The 20,078-nt window shown below is 32.9% G+C and carries 16 protein-coding genes and 1 pseudogene; 12 read left to right on the forward strand and 5 right to left on the reverse strand.

The genetic code is table 11. The features are described 5' to 3' along the window. The first annotated feature begins 33 nt into the window (after positions 1-33). Both dnaN and OLM58_RS19560 read left to right on the forward strand, forming a co-directional pair. Positions 34-1,152: a DNA polymerase III subunit beta gene (gene dnaN / locus OLM58_RS19555; RefSeq protein ID WP_026109975.1), complete on the forward strand. Its 1,119-nt coding sequence runs from the start codon at positions 34-36 to the stop codon at positions 1,150-1,152. Positions 1,153-1,591: 439 nt separating this feature from the next. Beyond that, positions 1,592-2,221: a DsbA family protein gene (locus OLM58_RS19560; RefSeq protein ID WP_264530253.1), complete on the forward strand. Its 630-nt coding sequence runs from the start codon at positions 1,592-1,594 to the stop codon at positions 2,219-2,221. A gap of 91 nt (positions 2,222-2,312) precedes the next feature. Here the strand turns inward: OLM58_RS19560 and OLM58_RS19565 are convergent, their stop codons facing one another. Together OLM58_RS19565 and OLM58_RS19570 are read right to left on the reverse strand one after the other, a co-directional pair. Beyond that, positions 2,313-4,085, reverse strand: a complete 1,773-nt coding sequence (locus tag OLM58_RS19565) for a MutS-related protein (protein WP_264530254.1) — start codon at positions 4,083-4,085, stop codon at positions 2,313-2,315. A gap of 68 nt (positions 4,086-4,153) precedes the next feature. Next, positions 4,154-4,987, reverse strand: a complete 834-nt coding sequence (locus OLM58_RS19570) for a universal stress protein (RefSeq protein ID WP_264530255.1) — start codon at positions 4,985-4,987, stop codon at positions 4,154-4,156. 181 nt (positions 4,988-5,168) lie between these two features. On the opposite strand from OLM58_RS19570, the gene mnmE reads away from it, so the two are divergent. From mnmE to OLM58_RS19600, 6 genes are all read left to right on the forward strand, one after another. Continuing rightward, positions 5,169-6,569: a tRNA uridine-5-carboxymethylaminomethyl(34) synthesis GTPase MnmE gene (mnmE, locus tag OLM58_RS19575; protein ID WP_264530256.1), complete on the forward strand. Its 1,401-nt coding sequence runs from the start codon at positions 5,169-5,171 to the stop codon at positions 6,567-6,569. Between the two features lie 323 nt (positions 6,570-6,892). Continuing rightward, a complete protein-coding gene (locus OLM58_RS19580) occupies positions 6,893-7,081 on the forward strand; it encodes a hypothetical protein (protein WP_264530257.1) in 189 nt (62 codons plus the stop codon). A gap of 300 nt (positions 7,082-7,381) precedes the next feature. Then, positions 7,382-8,077, forward strand: coding sequence for an SLATT domain-containing protein (locus tag OLM58_RS19585; protein ID WP_264530258.1), 696 nt, complete (start codon positions 7,382-7,384; stop codon positions 8,075-8,077). A gap of 482 nt (positions 8,078-8,559) precedes the next feature. After that, positions 8,560-9,432 (forward strand): hypothetical protein, encoded by an 873-nt coding sequence (locus tag OLM58_RS19590; RefSeq protein WP_264530259.1) that lies wholly within the window; start codon positions 8,560-8,562, stop codon positions 9,430-9,432. Between the two features lie 160 nt (positions 9,433-9,592). After that, positions 9,593-9,967, forward strand: a complete 375-nt coding sequence (locus tag OLM58_RS19595) for a hypothetical protein (RefSeq protein ID WP_264530260.1) — start codon at positions 9,593-9,595, stop codon at positions 9,965-9,967. A gap of 230 nt (positions 9,968-10,197) precedes the next feature. Next, positions 10,198-10,611 carry a hypothetical protein gene (locus OLM58_RS19600; protein ID WP_264530261.1) on the forward strand — a complete coding sequence of 138 codons (414 nt, stop codon included), beginning with the start codon at positions 10,198-10,200 and terminating at the stop codon, positions 10,609-10,611. A gap of 264 nt (positions 10,612-10,875) precedes the next feature. Here the strand turns inward: OLM58_RS19600 and OLM58_RS22165 are convergent, their stop codons facing one another. The 3 genes and pseudogenes from OLM58_RS22165 to OLM58_RS19610 all read right to left on the reverse strand — a co-directional run bounded on the left by OLM58_RS22165 (position 10,876) and on the right by OLM58_RS19610 (position 14,846). Next, positions 10,876-11,247 carry a DDE-type integrase/transposase/recombinase gene (locus OLM58_RS22165; RefSeq protein ID WP_413614485.1) on the reverse strand — a complete coding sequence of 124 codons (372 nt, stop codon included), beginning with the start codon at positions 11,245-11,247 and terminating at the stop codon, positions 10,876-10,878. A gap of 203 nt (positions 11,248-11,450) precedes the next feature. Next, on the reverse strand, positions 11,451-13,958 hold the full coding sequence (locus OLM58_RS19605) for a T9SS type A sorting domain-containing protein (protein ID WP_264530262.1): 2,508 nt from the start codon (positions 13,956-13,958) through the stop codon (positions 11,451-11,453). Between the two features lie 211 nt (positions 13,959-14,169). After that, a pseudogene (locus tag OLM58_RS19610) lies at positions 14,170-14,846 on the reverse strand (IS6 family transposase). Positions 14,847-15,068: 222 nt separating this feature from the next. Here OLM58_RS19610 and OLM58_RS19615 point away from each other — a divergent pair. The 4 genes from OLM58_RS19615 to OLM58_RS19630 all read left to right on the forward strand — a co-directional run bounded on the left by OLM58_RS19615 (position 15,069) and on the right by OLM58_RS19630 (position 20,052). Beyond that, positions 15,069-16,061 (forward strand): fumarylacetoacetate hydrolase family protein, encoded by a 993-nt coding sequence (locus tag OLM58_RS19615; protein WP_264530263.1) that lies wholly within the window; start codon positions 15,069-15,071, stop codon positions 16,059-16,061. Between the two features lie 246 nt (positions 16,062-16,307). Beyond that, complete coding sequence (locus tag OLM58_RS19620) at positions 16,308-17,798, forward strand: S41 family peptidase (protein WP_264530264.1); 1,491 nt, start codon at positions 16,308-16,310, stop codon at positions 17,796-17,798. Positions 17,799-18,351: 553 nt separating this feature from the next. Further along, entirely contained in the window at positions 18,352-19,389 is a 1,038-nt protein-coding gene (locus OLM58_RS19625; protein ID WP_264530265.1) for a hypothetical protein, read from the forward strand. 75 nt (positions 19,390-19,464) lie between these two features. Further along, the gene (locus tag OLM58_RS19630) at positions 19,465-20,052 is read left to right on the forward strand and encodes a hypothetical protein (protein WP_264530266.1); all 588 of its coding nucleotides are present in this window, start codon (positions 19,465-19,467) and stop codon (positions 20,050-20,052) included. Positions 20,053-20,078: the final 26 nt, after the last annotated feature.

A 20,078-nucleotide genomic window follows, 5' to 3' on the forward strand; every position in this document is an offset into this window, starting at 1 on the left:
TAAAGAAAAGAGCAAAAAAATAAAACAATAGAGATGAAATTTATAGTATCGAGTTCGTACTTATTAAAACAATTACAAGTTTTAGGTAGTGTAATTAACAGTAACAATACGTTGCCCATTTTAGACAACTTTTTATTTGAACTAAACAACAGCGAGCTGACCGTTTCGGCTTCAGATCTTGAAACTACCATGTCTGCTACGTTGTCAATCGATTCTACAAGTAAAGGAAGCGTTGCTGTACCGGCTAAACTTTTGCTTGAAATTTTAAAAACGTTCCCGGAACAACCTTTAACTTTTACCGTTGAGGAAAACAATACCGTTGAAATTAGCTCAAACTCGGGAAAATATGCTTTAGCATATGCTGCAGGAGAAGAATTTCCAAAATCAGTAAGTCTTGAAGAACCATCTGTAACGCTTGTTCCTGCTGATGTTTTGGCAACTGCTGTAAGTAAAACTATTTTCGCAGCCGGAAATGATGATTTACGTCCGGTAATGTCGGGGGTTTTCTTCCAATTCTCACCAGAAGGATTAACTTTCGTAGCAACAGATGCTCATAAATTGGTAAAATATGCCCGTACAGATGTAAAAGCCTCTCAGGTAGCCGATTTTATCATGCCAAAAAAACCTTTGAATATTTTAAAAAGTATCCTGGGAACTTCTGATGCTGAAGTAAAAATTGAATACAACGATTCAAATGCAACTTTCTCATTTGACAATTATATTTTAACCTGTCGTTTGATTGACGGAAAATACCCTAACTATGAAGCGGTAATTCCAAAAGAAAATCCAAACAAATTAATGATTGACCGTTCTTTATTTTTAAGCTCGGTGAAACGTGTGGCCATTTTCTCTAACAAAACGACACACCAAATTCGATTAAAAATTGCCGGAGCTGAATTAAACGTTTCTGCAGAAGATATCGATTACTCTAACAAAGCAGAGGAAAGACTAACTTGTGATTATCAGGGAGATGATCTTCAAATTGGTTTCAACTCACGCTTTTTAACTGAAATGCTGACTAACTTACAATCAGATATGATTATGTTGGAAATGTCATTACCAAACAGAGCAGGAATCCTAACGCCGGTAGACGGTTTAGAAGAAGGAGAAACTGTTACAATGTTAGTAATGCCGGTAATGTTAAATAGTTAACATCAAAACTTCTTTTTGTTACAGAGATCTTTTTTAGTTTCAAATTAAAGACATATCATTGTAAAAAAAATACAACATCGCTATTAACCAACCATTTTTTATACCTAGAAACCGCAATTCCCAAAAAGAGTTGCGGTTTTTTATTTTTGGTGTTTTTTTTGTTTCAAGTTTCAAGTTTCAAGTTTCAAGTTTCAAGTTTTAAGTTTTAAGTTTCAAGTTGAAATGCGATCAAAGATTGAGCAGACTTTAACCGCAAAATTTTTAATATTTTTTTTACTTAGTTTGTACTCATTACCGCAGTGTTCGCAAATCCTTGCGGTTAAATGCACAATAAATTTAGGTTTGAAAGGTTATAAATACCTCTCGGATCTATATCATTTAAATCAAATCCAAAACTTAAAACCTGAAACCTGAAACATTTTTTTTTTAACTTTACAAAATGAAAATAGAAATTTGGTCGGACATCATGTGTCCGTTTTGTTATATCGGAAAAAGACAACTGGAAACAGCTTTAGCTGAATTTCCTAATGACGAGTTTGAAATTGAATGGAAAAGTTTCCAACTTGATCCTACTATTGAAGCACAAACAGATAAAGACGTTTACACCTTTCTTGCCGAACGAAAAGGGATCTCTGTTGAACAATCTATCGAAATGCACAAAGGAGTCGTAGAACACGCTAAAAGCGTTGGTTTGGATTATCATTTTGATAAAGCGATAGTTTCAAATTCACTGTCGGCACATCGCATTATTCAGTTGGCTAAGACCAAAAATATTGCCGATGAAATGGAAGAAATTTTCTTTAAGGCTTATTTTACAGAAGGAAGAGACTTAAACGATCCGGAGACTTTAATTGAACTTGGTGTGAAAGCAGGTTTAAACGCAGAGGATGTCAGAGAAACAGTTGAAAATGAAAAACTCTATATAAGCGATGTACATACTGATCTTATTCAGGCGCAGAATATGGGCATACAAGGAGTTCCGTTTTTTGTTTTTGATCGAAAGTATGCAATTTCGGGAGCTCAGCCTGTCGAAGCTTTTGTGAATACAATCAAAGAAGTACAAAAATAAATTATAGATTTTTAGATTATTCGATTTCTGGATCTTTAGATTACATACAGAGTTTATACTTTTACTCAAAATCCAAAAATCGAATAATCTATCATATCACTCCCATTTTCTTCATCAGGAAGGTTGCGCTCTTATTTTTACAAATTCCATCACGCAGCTTGTAATCAAAATGAAGTTCATTGTCTTTAATTTCGACTTCAAAACACTGATTGGTTAAAACCTCAGGATATTCATTTGTTGTCAAACACACCTCAATATCGTGTGTGGCAATCGCACCAATTGCATTCTTAGCGATTACTTTTTTAACGACTTCGATAGTTCCGTTTCGTTTATCATCAGAGTTTGTTCCTCTCAAAATTTCATCTAACAAAACAAAAGCAGGACGTTCTTCCAAAGCGTCCATAATTTGCTTCAAACGTTTAATTTCAGCAAAAAAGTACGATTCACTATCGGCTAACGAATCAGACAATCGCATTGAAACCAAAACAGGAAGTGGATGCATGTTAGCTTTTGAAGCACAAACTACTGAACCAATTCCTCCCAGTACCATATTGATCCCTAAACTTCTTAAAAAAGTACTTTTACCCGACATGTTAGAACCTGTTAAAATCATGAAAGATTCAGGATAAAAGTGAGTGTCATTCCCTACTCTCGTAGCCGAGTTTAATAAAGGATGACTCAAATTTGAAAACCCAATTTTATAATCGGAATTAATTTCAGGAAACACAAAATCAGGATTATTATACGATAAGTTAGCTAAACTGTTCAGTGCTTCAAACTCGCCAACAATATTAATCCATTGCTCTAATTTTTCAGAATAGTTTTCTTTCCATTTCAAAAGCGCTTTTAAAACATGTAAATTGAATAAAAACATACCGTTAAAAACCATTGCTGTTACAAAATTGTTAATCGTATCCATCCTGGAAAACAGCTCCGAAAGATCTTTTAAATGCTGACTCGCCGTTGCATTCTTAAAAATAAGCTCCTGCTGCAAGTCAATCAATCTTTTTGACTGAAAAGTTTCTGTCTCGATTTTTTGAACCAGTAAACTATATTGCTTAATAATTTTATCCACATTATCAGCCTTCGCTATTTCAGATTGAATTCGTTTAAAAGAACTTCCCAAAACAATCATATTGGCGATAAAAACATAGGTCAGATACGATAATAAAATTATTTTTGAAGTAATAAAATAGGCTGCCAAAAAACCAAAAAACAAAACTGGAAGAATAACAGATAACGCAATTAAAACTTTAGGTAATTTATTATTTTGAAATGATTTCCAATAAATTAAAGCATCATAAGTATTCTTTGTGTCATAACTAATCATTGCCAAGGCCAAAAAATCCTGACGCCAATCCATTTTAGTTTTCAATTCCTCAATTGCTTCCTGATTTTCGAGAATAGTTTCATTGGAAGACAAATTCAGCAATTGATTTGCCAGTGTTTTTTCTCCGATATAAGTGGCAGTTCTGTTTAGATTTTGAAATAGCGAATGCTCTCCAAAAATATCCAGATCGTAAGCATAAGGATGACTGAAGTCATTGAATTCGATTCCATTCTCAAAAGGAATTCTTTCCCTTTTCAAATAAGTAATTTCATTCTTATTGAGTTTTAGAATTGCCTTAATATGTTCTCTCCTAAAAGATAAATGCGAATGAATACGCATTAAAAAAAGAAAACCAACAAAAGACAGAAAAGCAAAAGCTACGCAAAGTATTTCATTCGTTTTTATGTAGTAAAACAATAAAAACAAACACAGAAATACGCTTAAAAGACGCAGAATACTGATGCTGTTGTATTTTTTGTTGATTTTATTAAAGAGTACTGTATAGTATTCAACTTTATTGTGATAGACTTCCATTCTTATAAATTAATGAAACACAAATATAGCTTTTACACTTACATTTAAACACTAATTAGTCTTTGAATTTAGGTTTCATGCATCACCAAAACCGGTATCGAAACTTCCTTGGTTATTTTTTTACTGAAACTGGATTCGAAAATACTTTCAAAGAAAGATTTTTTGTGTGTAATAACAGTCAGAACATCCACATCTTTATACAGTACAAAATCGAGAATAGTCTCTTTTACTTCATCACTTGGCAAGACCAAAAACTCTACATTTTCATGAGCAAATTCTTTATCCCATTCTTTAATTGTGGCATCAGAAACGTCTGTATTTGACGCTCTAACGTATAGACTTTTTACTTTAGCATTTGTTTTCTTTGCGATTTCCAGCACTTTTCGAAGCTCGGCCTTGTCTTTTTCACGATAACGGGTTGTAAAACCAATTGTTTTTATTTTTTTGAATTTTGCATCTGCGGGAATACACAAAACGGGGACTTTGACCTCCGAAATTACAGAACTTGTATTCGATCCGAGGAAAAATTTTATCCAGTCTGAAACACCTGAAGTTCCCATTATCACAAAATCGATATGATCTTCTTCTACTGCATTTTTCAGATTAAAAATCAAATCACCGTCCATCAAACGATGTTTGATTACAATGTGATCTAATTTACGTTCCGCGGCAATAGTTCTAAGCTTTGGAATCTCATCCTTAAACATTTCAAACTTTGCCAGTTCGATTGAGCTGTAAATAGAGGCATAATTTTCGGGGAAAAACTGACTATCGTAAACCGGAATCTCAAAAGTGTGTAACAAAACTAATTCGGCGTTTACAATTTTGGCAAATTCTAAGGCATGAACAAAAGCATTTGTTGCCGCTTCAGAAAAATCTGTGGGAAATAGTATCTTTTTCATTTTGCTTGAGATTAAAGGTTTGTTTCTCAAATTTAAACATTCTAAATACAAATCAAACTGATAATTATCAGTATTTTAACATTTAAAAAATTACTAAAATTGACATCTAAAAGATCGGAAGTCTCCTTATCAACTCTTCTTTGAGTTCGCAACTTTATGGCTTTTTTTATACCTTTGCAACATGATAAATCAAGATTCTATAGTTGCATTGGCTACCCCATCCGGGGCTGGAGCTATTGCGATCATCCGTATTTCAGGCTCCGATGCTATTACGATCGGAAATTCGGTTTTTAAATCCATAAAAAACAAGGACTTAACCGTCCAAAAAACACATACTTTGCATTTAGGTCATATTGTTGATGATTCTAAAACACTTGACGAAGTATTAGTTTCTGTTTTTAAAGGCCCTAACTCCTATACTGGTGAAAATACGATCGAAATTTCATGTCACGGTTCCACTTATATCCAACAGCAGATTATTCAGCTGCTGTTGCGAAAAGGATGCCGAATGGCTGATGCGGGAGAATTTACCCTTAGAGCTTTTCTAAACGGCAAACTTGATTTATCGCAGGCAGAGGCTGTCGCCGATTTGATTTCATCTGATAATGAAGCGTCGCACCAAATCGCCATGCAGCAAATGCGCGGTGGTTTCAGCAATGAAATTGCCAAACTTCGTGAAGAACTTTTAAATTTTGCTTCTCTAATTGAACTGGAACTAGATTTTGCAGAAGAAGATGTAGAATTTGCCGACCGTACCCAATTTCATGAGTTATTAAATAGAATTGAATTTGTTCTAAAACGTCTGATTGACTCTTTTGCCGTTGGTAATGTTATCAAAAACGGAATCCCGGTCGCTATTGTGGGAGAACCAAATGTGGGTAAATCTACTTTACTGAATGCCCTTTTAAACGAAGAACGTGCCATTGTTTCCGACATTGCAGGAACCACACGTGACACGATCGAAGATGAATTAGTGATTGGAGGAATCGGCTTCAGATTTATTGATACAGCTGGAATTCGTGAAACCAAAGACGTCGTAGAAAGCATTGGAATCAAAAAAACCTTTGAAAAAATTGATCAGGCTCAGCTTGTTGTTTTCTTATTTGATGGTTTCAGGTTTCAGGTTTCAGGTTCTGATTATATTGTAGAGATTGAAAAAGTTAAAAACAAATATCCACTTAAACCCATACTAGTAGTTGTCAATAAAGTTGATTTATTGAGCGAAAATGAAATTGAAAACATCAATCAAAAACTTCAAACTTTAAACCTGAAACTTCTAAAAATTTCAGCTAAAGAAAATATTGGAGTGGAAGAATTAAAGAGTCAATTGCTTTCTTATGTCAACACAGGTGCACTTCGTAATAATGAAACTATTGTAACCAATACAAGACATTACGATTCTCTACTTAAAGCTCTGGATGAAATTCAGAAAGTAAAATTCGGTTTAGAAAGTAATCTTTCAAGCGACCTGATTTCGCTTGATATTCGTGAAGCTTTATACCAATTTGGTCTTATTACCGGTCAGGTTTCCAACGATGAATTGTTAGGGAATATATTTGCAAATTTCTGCATTGGTAAATAGCTTTCATAAAACATTACAAAACAAATAATCCCTTTTAAAATGTTATTCAATAGCATTTTAAAAGGGATTATTTAATTAAATATTTTTTTTATTAAACTATGAATGTTTTTCTAAGTACAGCACATATACCTATTAACATTACGTCTTCACTTAAAACAATTATAATTAATAAAGGAAACATCACATAATCTCTAATCTTACTTTATTCCGGATCTTTTCTTCATATGCACAAAATAACTTTAAAACGAGAACCAGGGACGAGCTGCAGAAAGCCAAAATAACGTAAAAAAGAAAAAGCGCTTACATCTGACCAATTAAGAATTATGAAAACAAGTTTTATGGAGGTAAAAGTTATTATCGAAAGAGGAACAGATGAAAGTTATGGAGTTTACATTGGCTCTGATAATATATCTTTTGGAATTGTTGGAGATGGCAAAACTGTTGAAGAAGCAAAAGAGGATTTCTTCAACTCTAATGAGGAAATGAAAGAATATTACAAAGAACAAAATTAAAACTTTGCAGAATTCAAGTTTTAATTTCTTGTTGTAAAATAAAAATTTCGATTCTACATAAACTCCTCTTAAAAATGTGACTTAATTTTAAAAATATACCATATAAATAATTAGTATATTTTATCTATAAGCAGCTATAAATTAAATAAAGATATTTCCTATATTAGCTTGAAATAAGTACAAACTTATGACATAAAGTTGATTAAATTTGATTCTCTTGAAACCATTGTATAACTACAATAAATAAGTTACCAACAATTATAAAAAAGACTGTATTAATAAATAACCTGCGAAAAACTAATGATTGAATATTTTTATAAGAAATGGAAAGCTATAAAAAGAGCAAGGAATATACGTAAGAACAAAAACAAAATCCCGCCATATCTCAAAAACAATAGCTTTGAAGAAGAATTAAATTATAAATTATGGTCAACAAAAGGAGCAAGATTTGCGGCAAGTCACAGAAATCATACTTTAAACAAATTATCTTCTAAATCAATCGGATATTTATCTGCATATCTAATAATTATTGGGGTGGTCAATTTGTATGGTATTGATTTATTAGGCATTAAAATATTAGACAATCAAGTTGGCTTCATTTCAACTGCTTTTTCAGTCCTAATACTTCTTTTTAGTCAACTTGAAAGTTCTGAAAATTTTGCCCTAAAATCAGAACGATATCATAATTGCTCTTTAGATATTTCTGAACTTTATAGTAGAGCAAGGTTCACAAAAGACTTTACAACAAATCCTTTAACTAAACAAAATGAGCTTCAACAAATAAGTACTGAATATGATACAATCCTTAAAAAGTATGAAAATCATTTACCAATAGATTATTTGCAATTTCAGCTAACTAAGCCCGAATATTTCCGATTAAGTTTTATAAAGATAAAATGGATTTGGTTAAAATATTACGGAAAAGTATATCTTGTTTATCACATTTTGATATTTGGACCATTACTTACATTAATTATAATAGCACTGACAAAATAATAACTGTTGCATACACTTGCCACAATAGATTTAGGTAATTGGCTTAATTTAAGTTGTAAGTTTTAGCAAAAGGTTTATCTGATACGAAAACAGATATGATTAAATGGTTAGTTGGGTTATTTTTTTGTGCTAGCATTAATGATCATGGGGTTATACTTTAAGTAACTATATTTTAAATCCTGCTTCGGTAGGATTTTTTTATATTATAACTTTTATATCGAATCTTTTTCGGACTTTTTTATGAATATTTTGTTTCCTGCTGGTTTTATAAATCATCAAAAAAATGCTTTTAATTTGAAAATATACTATATAAATAAATACTATAATTTATCTTTAAAACAGTAAATAAATTAATAAAGATATTTCCTATATTCGCTAGAAAGAAATATTGACTTATGATGTAAAGACAATTCATTTTGGTCTTATTGGAGCCACTATATAGCTCGAATAAATAAGTTAGTGACAATTTTAAAGAAAGCCTGATGATAAAACAACTCATTGAAGATTTAACGTTTGACAAAATAAGTTTAAGCCAAGCTCTGACAAGAGCAAAAATCATTGCCTATAAAATAAATAATAACGATTTTAAAGAATGGCTTGTCGGAGAAATTAATGGAGGATACAAAGGTCGCGAATTACCAAAACATAGAATTATTCCCTGTGATATTTATGCTGAAGTATCAATTCCTTTTCAAGGAACAAAAACGATTCCTATGGATGTAACTTCAATTAAAGATTTAGCTGGCGACCATTCTTTTAATGAAATGAGAATTACTCAAAGCATTGGTACTTTAGAACTTGGACAAAGTCAAAGCGGAAAAAATCAATATGGCTTTGAATATTTCCCAATGGATTTGACAAATCACTTCAAAAAAATGACGGACGAAGGTGATAGTATAATTGCTATCAAAAGAAGAATTCAATTATCACAAATAGATTATATATTGGAACAAACAAAACAAAGATTACTTGATACGCTTTTAGAACTCAATGAAAAATTTCCGAACTTAGAAAATGATTATGTAGATTCGAATGCTAATAATCAGAAAGTCCAAAATATAATTACTCAAAATATTTATGGCAATAATTCAAACTCAAATATCGCAGTTGGAGATAACATAAATCAAAGTGTTGTTGCTGATCAAAAAATTGAGGAACTTATTAAAGAACTTCAAAAATTAGGTGTAGATTCTAACGAAACAACTGAATTAAAAGGTATTCTTGAACAAGAAGACAAAAAAGGAATTGGAAAAAAAGTTCTTAATTGGCTTGGTAAATTATCTACTAAAGTGGTTGAAAAAGGAATGCAATTACAATTACCCGTAATTATAGAAAAACTTCAAGACTATTTGTAAATACTGCTCCTAACAGCGGTTTTACGAGATTACAGGTTAAGCGCTAAATCCACCTTTATTTTTCGAAAGACATTCAGCAACATCGCGAAGCTTGTAAACGTTACCAGAAAGCAAAAAAAAAAAGATAAAAAACATTAAACTTAAAAGAGAAAATACAATTATGGCAGCAGCTTTTGACATCGCAATATTATGGACAGTATTTAAAGACATTGGAACTTTCTTAAAGGAACAAACAGATAAAAATAAAGAGAATGTTATAAATGCGCATAAAGATATTAATACAGCATTCATAAAAACATATGATTATCTAAAAAACAATAATGGAAAATATATTCCGAATACGGAATTGGCGGAGGTATGGAATCAAGCATCAGCATCCATATTACGAGTTGATAAAAGACTCGGAGAAACGCTTTATAACAAATCAAGATTTTGGTTAAACCCAGAATTGTACATAAATCTAAATCGAGATTCTGAAATTATTGAACTTAATCAAGTGGTTGATGAAATGGAAAGACTAAGAATAAAATTGTAAAACTATTGATATCTGAAAATATTAAAACTTCAATACGCAAAAAAGACCATCTACTAAAAATTCCTACAACCGATTTGGGCAATTGGCTTAATAGAAAGTTGGTTTTGTATTTGAGATGATTTGGCAAATCCGAAAACAGAGCTTAATTTAAGCCCAAACCCACTGTAGTAACAGAACATTATGAAGGATAACTTGGACGAATATAATACAAAATACAACTTCACAAGTCTATGAACAATTCAAATACTATAGCATTAATTTTAGGTGGAATTGGATTTGTAATTTCAATTATCACTCTAGTTTTTTCCCCGAGAATTGCTTTAAAATCAAAACGATTAGAGAAAAGACTTGAATACAGATTCGAGTTATTTCAGAAAATATTAGAGTTATGGGAATTTACTCATAAATCAAACAGCGAGAATGATGTTAAACCTTTGATGCTCGAAATTAATAAACTAATTCAACTGTATGGATATAATTCCGAAATTAACTCATTTAAAGAATTGATGAATTTTTACAATTACTATGCTCAAAATCAAGGTGAAGATAATAGACAAAAACTCATAACAAAATTTAATACTTTTTTTTCAATCTCTTTTAATGCGTATAGAAAAGAAATTGTTTTAGGGAAATTAGTAGATTAATAATTTGTAACTCGAGTTTAACATCCTTGTTATGGATATTCATCTTTAGTTGAAATAACTTCAAATTTAAAGTTGCATATTTACCCTGTAGGATTAAAAAACTAAAATTTAAACTAGTTAAATCAATTCTAAAATGGATAAAAAAATAAAAAAAAGTATTAGACTTTTAGCATCAAAAGAAGATTTAGCAAAATGTTTATATGATATAAAAAGGTTCTGTCGCATCTATCAGAATCAAATATTAGAATTTAAGCAATTTAAAAGTTAGCTCGCCAATTTACAGAATGATTTATACATAGTTTTCACAGGTTCAATCATCTGATTCTTTCTCAACATATGTACAACTTCTATTCCACTTAATGTTCGTCTGGCTGATTCAAAACTTTTAAAGCCTAATCTGTTTTGTATCCACCACCTGATAAATCTATGATCCTGTTTTACAATATTATTGAGATATTTACATTGGCGAATCTTAATCTTTGAAAACGAACGCTTGTTGTAAACTTTGATTGCGCTAGTGTTCGAACCGCTTTTGTCTATATTTATTACAGCTAGGTTATAGTTATTATTTATTGCTCTAATTAGAAATGACTGAGCACTAATTCTCTGTCTTCTTTTAGTGAGTAGAAAATCCACTGTGTTACCGATTACTTAATTTGATACACTAAGGTACAATAAAAGCATTTTAAGGCTTTTTAAAATATCAAAAACAAAAGAGACGACCTGCAGGTCGTCTCTTTTACCATTCAAAAATTACAAATTTATATTCTCTTTCACGTAGTTAAATCGCTAATATGTAAAAACACCTAATCTGATACACTACAAATTACTCCGAGCGCCTACTTTTTAACAAACCGCATCACACCATCGCCCAGTTCCGTCTTCACCCGCATTACATAGCTTCCATTAGCAAGTGTTGTAACATTCACATCGCCTTGGGGTCCGGGTCTTACATTTTCAAGTACCGACTGCCCTAAAAGATTATACACTGTTACCGACTGAACATTAACTTGTTTGGGAATACTGATGAATACCATATCGCCCGCAGGAACAGGATAAAGTGCCAATTTAATCGTTTCAAATGATATAGTATGCAAAGACGTCTTCACCGTCACGGCCGAAGTATTCGTCACAACAGGGAGATTGTAGTCAAAATAAATCGAAGCTGTATTCTCTAGCATAGCACCTTCTGTAAGCGAATTCAATGAACGAATTTTAAAAACCAAATAGCCATCATTATTCTCATCGGCAAACCCTAGCTGTATGTTGTTGAACATAAACTCGACCTGATTACCTTGTATCACGCGGGTAGTAAAAGGATGGCTACCGTCTACTGGACTCAAACTAGCGATATCAAATTTAGTGGTATCAATCATATCGGTCACCTTAATGTTTTGCGCCGATGCCGTACCCAAATTCTCGAATCGGATGCGGTAATACATATAATCACCTACATGTTCCGGGCGCACATAGTCACCTCCAAGGCAAATCTTATCATTAGGATCAAACGAATTTACTACCGTTTGCTCCAATGTAGCTTTATCATTTGTCGCAACTTCGTCTTGAGCAATGTTTGCCACTGCTGAAAATTTCAATACATCATTGGCATTCAATGGTGGCGTATCGGTAGGGGTGTTTAAGTTTAGTTTTACAATATATTTAACTTCAGATAACGGCAATAAACCCTCAACATTCCATGTCACAGAGCCAAAACCTGCGCTTGCGGCCAAAGGGGTACTTTGGATGTATTCCGCCGTAGCGGCATCGTAGGTAAATCGTACAGTACCTGTTGCCGTTTGATTGCCATTGTTCCTAACCAAAACATTATAATAGGCGTCAAAACCTGGTGTCGCTCGGTTAATTGGCACTATTACAACCGACAAATCATGGTGGCTTCCGACTGCGGTCACACAGAAATTCTGGTTTGCATAATTCGTTGCCGATGGCATATTCAGACTGATACTTGATGGCGAAACACTGAACCAAGTCGGATTGTCAAGTATAGGCGTGATAACACTTGTGCCATTTTTGAGCATTACACCATGGTAACCATTGGAACTGGAATAATAAGAACTTTGGGTCGCACCGTTCACCAGTTTGTACTTAAGGTATGGAAATCCGGGATCGGCATCGGTACACCCATTATTTTGCATGTCAAGTCGGGTATAGCCGTTTACAAGGTAGCTATCAGTACCGAGTAAGCGAATCATGTTGGTCTTATTATTCTGGCCTCCAATGCTGTTATAATCACCGCAGTGTAAGATCATGCCGTTAGGTTGCTGCAGGACCCTGCGCACCTCCGCGTATTCTGTAATCATAACGCTAGTACCAGCCGTCGATGGCGAAAAAGAATAAGTTACTGAACCGTTTGGTAACAGCATAGCAATACCATAAATACTGCTCGCGCTAAAATTACCTCCAATCAGGATATTGCCGTTAGGTCGCACCAAAATGTCATTTACCACAGGATTTGTGTCATATATTGGGGATGTAAACGTGTTGTCATAACTTCCGTCGGGGTGTAGCCGTGCTAAGCTCTTAGAATTTTTGCCGTCGCAAGAATCGAACCTTCCACCCACCAGTATTTTTCCGTCAGGCTGTAATGCCAATGAAGACGTATAACCATTCCGCCCCATAAAACCGGCGTTGATATCAAATGTTGGATCTATTGTGCCATCGGCATTTAGTTTTTCAAGATTGTAAGACGTCCCCTTCCCTCCTGGGTCCGGCATGCGTATTGAGCCGGCTACAATCAACTTGCCATCTGGCAATACCAATACGTCAATGCACTGCTCTATTTCGGGATGCTCAACATAAAAAGTGGTATCTAAAGCACCATCGGCGGTCAGGCGAAGCAGTTTTTTAGAAGAGGTATTTCCAACCAGTAGCTTCCCGTCTGGCAACAAGGTCAAACAGTAGATATAAGAAGATGCTGGCAAAGATGGCGTGTCGAAGGTTGTATCAATAGTACCGTCGGTGTTCAGCCGAATCATAGGTTTAATTACACCTGCTACAGTAAATTGGGAGCCTAATATAATTTTGCCATCGGACTGTATCACTATCGGACATGTATGCCAATTTGCCGTATTATCGGTCAATACCTTAAAAGCAGCATCACTCGAACCGTCTGCATTGAGTCGTTCTATGGTTCGCGTCCATCCCGTCTTGTAATTATATTGGGTAGCCTCAATGACAATTTTGCCGTCGGACTGAAGCGCCATATCGTTGACTTGTTTTTCATAATTATTCCAAACCGTAGCAGGAATAAATCCCGGATCGGCACTAGCTGCATTTTGCGCTTGAAATAAAGAAGGAAGCAATAACAGTGAAAGTAATAGTTTTCGCATATTTCAGATTTTAGCCAAAGATAGTAAAGTAATGAAAAGAAACGCATTTAAATAGCAAGTGGACTTGATACCATTTCTGCCACAAAAAGTTAAGGTGGTTTTTAATGATATTTCACTCGTCTAAGTTTTGTGGCAAAATCGTGGCATAATTAGTTTGGAGGGTTCTGTCGCATCTGCCATATAAATCCGAAAGAAATCCGGACCCCGAAAATTATGGAGTCAATTTGCAAAATGATTTGAGCATACTCGTTCCCGCCTGAAGCATCTGATTCTTTCTCAACATGTGCACAACTTCAATTCCTCCTAAGGTTCTTCTGGCAGATTCAAAACTTTTAAATCCCAAACCGTTTTGTTCGCACCACTTGATAAAACGATGATCTTATTCTACAATATTGTTGAGATATTTACACTGTCAAATTATAATCTTTGAGAATGAACACTTGTTACAGACTTTAATAGCAGCAGTATTAGAACCACTTTTATCAATGTTTATTACTCTTGGCCTGCAGTTATTACTAATTGCTTTAATTAGAAATGACTGCGCGCTCATTCTCTTCCTTTTTCTGGTCAAAAGAAAGTCTACTATATTACCTAATTTATCTACCGCTCGATATAAATAACACCAGACACCTTTTACTTTTATATAGGTCTCATCCAATCCCAACTTTTCCCAACTTCTTTGTTTCGTTTCTTTAATTGCGATTCAATAAATGGACTAAATTTATAAACTCAGCGTTGAATCGTGGCATGATCTACAATCACTCCCCTAATCTTCATTATTTCTTCAACATCTCGGTAACTAAGTGTAAAGCTTAATTTGAAATATACTGCCTGAAGAATTATGTATTTTGGATCACAATGACCTTTAGTATTCCTTTTTTGATGGATTTAAAATTCTAAAGATAAAAGTTATTTCCAGATCCGACAGAACCGCTCAATCCAAGAATGGCTATTATTTTATAAAAATTGAATTTATTATGGAGTAGCTGTAAATGTATCTTTATTTCATATATTCGTTCTAAACATCAAAAACTGCGTCAAATACTTTTGACAACTAATAATGAATCAGTTAAACTTAAAACGAATAAAAAAACTAAACGAAGTATTATAATGAAACTAGCATCAATAGATAATAACACCAGAGATGGAGAACTGGTTGTTGTAAATAAAGAACTGACAAAAGCCATCCGCGTTACTGAAATTGCCGTAACCATGCAACAGGCAATCGATAACTGGCCAATCAATGAAAAGAAACTTCAAGATATTTACCAGCAATTAAACTCTGGCAAATTAACAATCGGTAGTTTTGATTTTACAAGCGTGCGTGTCCTAGCTCCAATTCCAAGAGCTTATCACTGGGCAGATGCAAGCGCCTATGTTACTCATGTCGAACTTGTTCGAAAAGCAAGAAACGCAGAGCTTCCTGAATCTTTTTGGACAGATCCTCTAATGTATATGGGGGCCTCGGATGCTTTTATTGGGGCTTATGATCCCATAGAGATTGAAAATGAAGAGTGGGGAATTGATTTTGAATCTGAAGTTGCCGTAATCACTGATGATGTTCCTGCTGGTGTAAGTGCTCAAGATGCCTTAAATCATATTAAATTTGTAACAATAATAAACGATGTTTCACTCAGAAACCTAATTCCCAACGAACTCTCTAAACAATTCGGATTCTATCAATCCAAACCTTGGACTTCTTTTGCTCCTGTTATCATCTCTGTAGATGAATTAAAAGACGAATTTATTAACGGTAAACTGCACTTACCATTGATATCAATATTAAATGATGAAATTGTAGGGACTCCCAATGCAGGCGTCGACATGACCTTTAATTTTGGCGAATTAATTGCCCATGCTGCAAAAACCCGTTCATTAATGGCCGGTACAGTTATTGGTTCAGGTACGGTGGCCAATCAGGGAAGTCCAACGGGATCCAGCTGTATTGCTGAGATCAGATGTCTGGAAACCATAAAAGACGGAAAACCTTCCACTCCATTTATGAAATTTGGAGACAAAATTGAGATTGAAATGAAAAATGCAGTCGGTGATTCCCTATTTGGTAAAATTAATCAAAGAGTAAAAAAATACGAAAAGAAATAATTTCCCCTTACTTCTATGCGATCAACGAGCCCTATTTGATTTGTTCAGATAGGGCCTATGCATTCAGGCGAATCTTTTCTATTGCAATGAAAATCAATTGAGTCCGACAATAGAGTTGTTATGGAAAATAGATGAATGAACTCTTCGATTACCCAAAAAAATAATTATACAAAGGGAATAGGTTGTGAATTTAGAAAAAAAGATAAAATGGTTTTTCAAAAGAAACTCAAAGATGTATAAGAGACTATGATCAAAGCAAATAAAAAAAATAAATTAAAACAAATTTTACCCCTTCTACTTTTTACTTTCAGTTTTTCCTTTGGGCAAAAAACTGAATCGGAAAATTCTTTATTGGATAAAACTTTACGTAAAGACAGTATTATTTCTGAATTTACTGTCCTATATAACTTGACAAACACCATCCATCCAGGACAATTTATGTTTTGTACAGAGAAAGAATTTAACAAAACGTATCTGAATTTAAGAAACTCAATTAAAAGCGATCTTTCAATTGTTGATTATTATAAACTAACAGCTACTTTATTGGCAAAAATTAAAGATGGGCATACAGCGGCTGACAGGAGCAATATTAGCAAACTTCTTAATGACAACCCTGTTTTTCCTTTCAGTATTTATAAAATCAGTAACAGCTTTTATTTAGACAAAACAACAAAAGAAAATAAAGATTTCACAGGTTGTAAAATATTAAAGATCAACGGTGAAAATATTAATACAATAGTAAACGAAATTCAAAAATACATTCATCTTGAGGGTAGAAACGAAACGGGATTAAATGTAAGATTTAAAAATTTTCCATTTTATTATTTCATTTACAACCAATCTGAAAACTTTAAGATAGAATATTTGGATAGTAACAATGACAAGAAGAATATTGATTTAAAAGGAGTAAAATTTGAAGATTTTACAAAAATTATAACTGAGAATATTGAACCATTATCGACAGAATTTAGAAACAATGGAATTGCCATTTTAAAATTTCACTCTTTTGAAAATGGTTATAATGAAGTTGATAGAAAAAAAGCAGAAAAACAATTAGATGCTTTTTTTGCTAAAGCAGATGATTTAAAAATTACTGATTTAATTCTTGATTTAAGAGGTAACAGTGGTGGTTCTGCTGATATTGCTAATTATTTATTTTCCTATCTAACGAACAGACCTTATTATTACTTTGATTATACTGGAGCAAAATTTAATAGTGTAAAAGAATGGAAACATTTTGCTCAATATCCTGATAATATTGAAGAAATAAATCTCGATGAAACCAAATTTAAAAACGGATTAAACTGTAATACAGAAACTGACGGAACTGATAACTGGTGGTTTGAAAAACAACAGAATAAGCCAAATTTCTTTAAAGGAAAAATAAGCGTTTTAATTAATGGTGCTTGCTTTTCAACAACCGGGCATCTACTAGCTTTATTGAAAGACAACAATATTGGAATATTCTATGGAGAGTATACACAAGGAAGTAATTATAGTAATGCGGGGGGACAGGCATTTGTCTTACCATATTCAAAAACTTTGGTTTGGATCCCTACTTTTCAATACAAAATGAGAACAGCAAACTTTAAATATGACCCAAAAGGAATTAAGCCAGATTTTGAAATACAAATTCAACCTAATGACCTTAAAGCGAATTTTGACAGACAATTAGACTTTACTATAAAACAAATTGAAAGAGAAAATCTAAGAAGTAATATTCTAAATAAAAAATAAACGTCGCTTAATTTTTGCGCCGTTTTTAACTATTTTTTTTAAGTTTTAAATTAGGAATCGTCTCTTTGACCGTAACTCTGCAACATTGATGTCAAGCTTCATTGGCTTAGAACTATAACCTGCTTTCCTTTGATTTCTTAGATCTTTCAGATCTAGTCCAAGCCCTTTTAAAAAAGGTACAATGTCAATGAAAGATCTATCTTTGTTTTGAGGCCGAAAACTTTTATTAGCACTAGCTTTTAGTGTATACCTTTTTCTTCTTTTAAGCCGATGCTGGTGATGTGCCCAGGCTAAACACAAAAAAAATATACCTTGAGTTTTGCGGTAAAATCGTGACACGGTATCTTTTTTAAACAAGGAGTTCAGTAAAACTAAAACCTAAGAAGTTTAGGTTCGGGTATATATAACATCTGGAAATATAAAAATTTCTACTATATAATTAAATTTTATAATTTTAAGTTTATAAGCGGGCTATTAATACTAAATAAATATAGAATATATTTACTAACAATAGGATCTAAATAAAAGTACTATTATTGAATTTTACAAAAAAATGCCATACTCAAAATTTAAACTTATTTCTTTTTTAACCAGCATTTTTATCTGCTGTGTCATCGTTAATGGCAAAGCACAAGTAATAGTACCTTTTTACATTGCTATTCCTTTTGAGGAAGAAATTTATTTTACAAAAACAGTCTTTCCATTCAATCCATCTTTTATGAAGAACAATAAGGTAAAAAGTATTGTTCTAAAAAATAATGACGAAAACGGGATAAATTCTATTTATGATTTTAACCCAGACGGTCAAGTGGTGAGTATAACTAACATACGATACAGTAAAGAGAGAACAGATACGACTTTCTATATAAGAAATTACTATAATTCAAAAGGGCTGATAGATAAAAAAGCAAGGATTGATTATAATAATGGCATCGTAAAAATTAGTTCTTATCAATATGATGAAAAAAACAGAATTGATAAAATTCGGATTTTTTCATTGAACTCCGAAATGCCTAATAGACTCCAAAATAGTGGTTGGCTGGGAGAATCAACCCCGGGTGTAGATAAAATAGTGACACATGGTACTTTACCAGATGAAAACCTGCTAAATAAAATGATCGAGGAAAACTCTTTTTCTTCATGGCACTATCGCTATTATAACGAAAATAGATTTGAAGTCGAAGAGTGTACGGAATACTATGATTTTTTAAAGAAGAATGACAATCAGGAGACTTGTAAGCAGAAAAAAACGTATTATTATTTAAACGGACGTCCTGTTGCTTTGTTTCTTCATAACGGCTGTGCTGATAAGACTACTCCATCTAAATTATACCAATTTAAAGAAGGATTTCTCTCAACTCTGGCTGATGTTCCAAACAGCATTGAACCCCAAAGCGAAAAATACATCTACAATAAAAATAAAAACCTGGTACTGATGGAGGATATATGGAGTGCGCAAAAAGTAAGTGAATTGGTGATGACTTATGATAAAAAAGGCTTTCTTACAACAATACAAAGAAAATCAGATACAGCTAAGATGTCTCATTATTTTGAGGACCGAATTCTAAACATAACCTACAGCTTTTATTAATTGTCGAACTTAAATTTATCTTTCTTAAATTCGTTTCAACAACTGTAATGTTTAATTTCTAACTCCTAACAAGAAATGGGTTTTCAGAATAATGAATTTTCAAAAATAGAATCATTAGAATCAAAGAAAATAACTTTTATAGTAAAGTTGTTAGGGACTGTTATTTTTACCGGTACCGTTTTAGGAATAATTTACTTGGAGATAATTATTATCAAATCTAAACTATCAGCTGAATTTAAAATTTCTTCTGCAGTACTATCCGTACTTCTTTTATTTTTTTTGGTGTATTTTGCAGTAAAGGATATGATTATTCACCAAAAAAACAAAATTACAAAAGTAATAGTGGATCGAAATGGTTTGCATCATTATAAAGATGAAATAGTTGTTGAATCCCTAACTTTTGAGTCTTTATGTCCGCCTCCCGATCTGAAAAATTATGATATCGTTTTATCAATGGGAGAAGATGTAGCTCATGAGATTTGTGTGTATTATTTCGATAACTACAGAAATGCAATAACGTATAAAGCCATTACATTCAATACCCCATTTTCAATACGCAATGCAAAAGAACTAAAAAGACATTTCATAAAAGGGGTTTTAAAGTTCCGATCCGATTTGAAAGTTTCACCAAAGGTGTTGGATTTTTTAAATTTAAAGAGCTGACACAATTAAAAAAATGTCTCATCCTG

The organism is Flavobacterium sp. N502540 (genome assembly GCF_025947365.1).
Classification (GTDB): Bacteria; Bacteroidota; Bacteroidia; order Flavobacteriales; family Flavobacteriaceae; genus Flavobacterium.

Bases quoted from the DNA above. Each gene is read 5' to 3' on its own strand.
- dnaN (WP_026109975.1), top strand. From the start codon at position 34: ATGAAATTTATAGTATCGAGTTCGTACTTATTAAAACAATTACAAGTT.
- OLM58_RS19560 (WP_264530253.1), top strand. From the start codon at position 1,592: ATGAAAATAGAAATTTGGTCGGACATCATGTGTCCGTTTTGTTATATC.
- OLM58_RS19565 (WP_264530254.1), bottom strand. From the start codon at position 4,085: ATGGAAGTCTATCACAATAAAGTTGAATACTATACAGTACTCTTTAAT.
- OLM58_RS19570 (WP_264530255.1), bottom strand. From the start codon at position 4,987: ATGAAAAAGATACTATTTCCCACAGATTTTTCTGAAGCGGCAACAAAT.
- mnmE (WP_264530256.1), top strand. From the start codon at position 5,169: ATGATAAATCAAGATTCTATAGTTGCATTGGCTACCCCATCCGGGGCT.
- OLM58_RS19580 (WP_264530257.1), top strand. From the start codon at position 6,893: ATGAAAACAAGTTTTATGGAGGTAAAAGTTATTATCGAAAGAGGAACA.
- OLM58_RS19585 (WP_264530258.1), top strand. From the start codon at position 7,382: ATGATTGAATATTTTTATAAGAAATGGAAAGCTATAAAAAGAGCAAGG.
- OLM58_RS19590 (WP_264530259.1), top strand. From the start codon at position 8,560: ATGATAAAACAACTCATTGAAGATTTAACGTTTGACAAAATAAGTTTA.
- OLM58_RS19595 (WP_264530260.1), top strand. From the start codon at position 9,593: ATGGCAGCAGCTTTTGACATCGCAATATTATGGACAGTATTTAAAGAC.
- OLM58_RS19600 (WP_264530261.1), top strand. From the start codon at position 10,198: ATGAACAATTCAAATACTATAGCATTAATTTTAGGTGGAATTGGATTT.
- OLM58_RS19605 (WP_264530262.1), bottom strand. From the start codon at position 13,958: ATGCGAAAACTATTACTTTCACTGTTATTGCTTCCTTCTTTATTTCAA.
- OLM58_RS19615 (WP_264530263.1), top strand. From the start codon at position 15,069: ATGAAACTAGCATCAATAGATAATAACACCAGAGATGGAGAACTGGTT.
- OLM58_RS19620 (WP_264530264.1), top strand. From the start codon at position 16,308: ATGATCAAAGCAAATAAAAAAAATAAATTAAAACAAATTTTACCCCTT.
- OLM58_RS19625 (WP_264530265.1), top strand. From the start codon at position 18,352: ATGCCATACTCAAAATTTAAACTTATTTCTTTTTTAACCAGCATTTTT.
- OLM58_RS19630 (WP_264530266.1), top strand. From the start codon at position 19,465: ATGGGTTTTCAGAATAATGAATTTTCAAAAATAGAATCATTAGAATCA.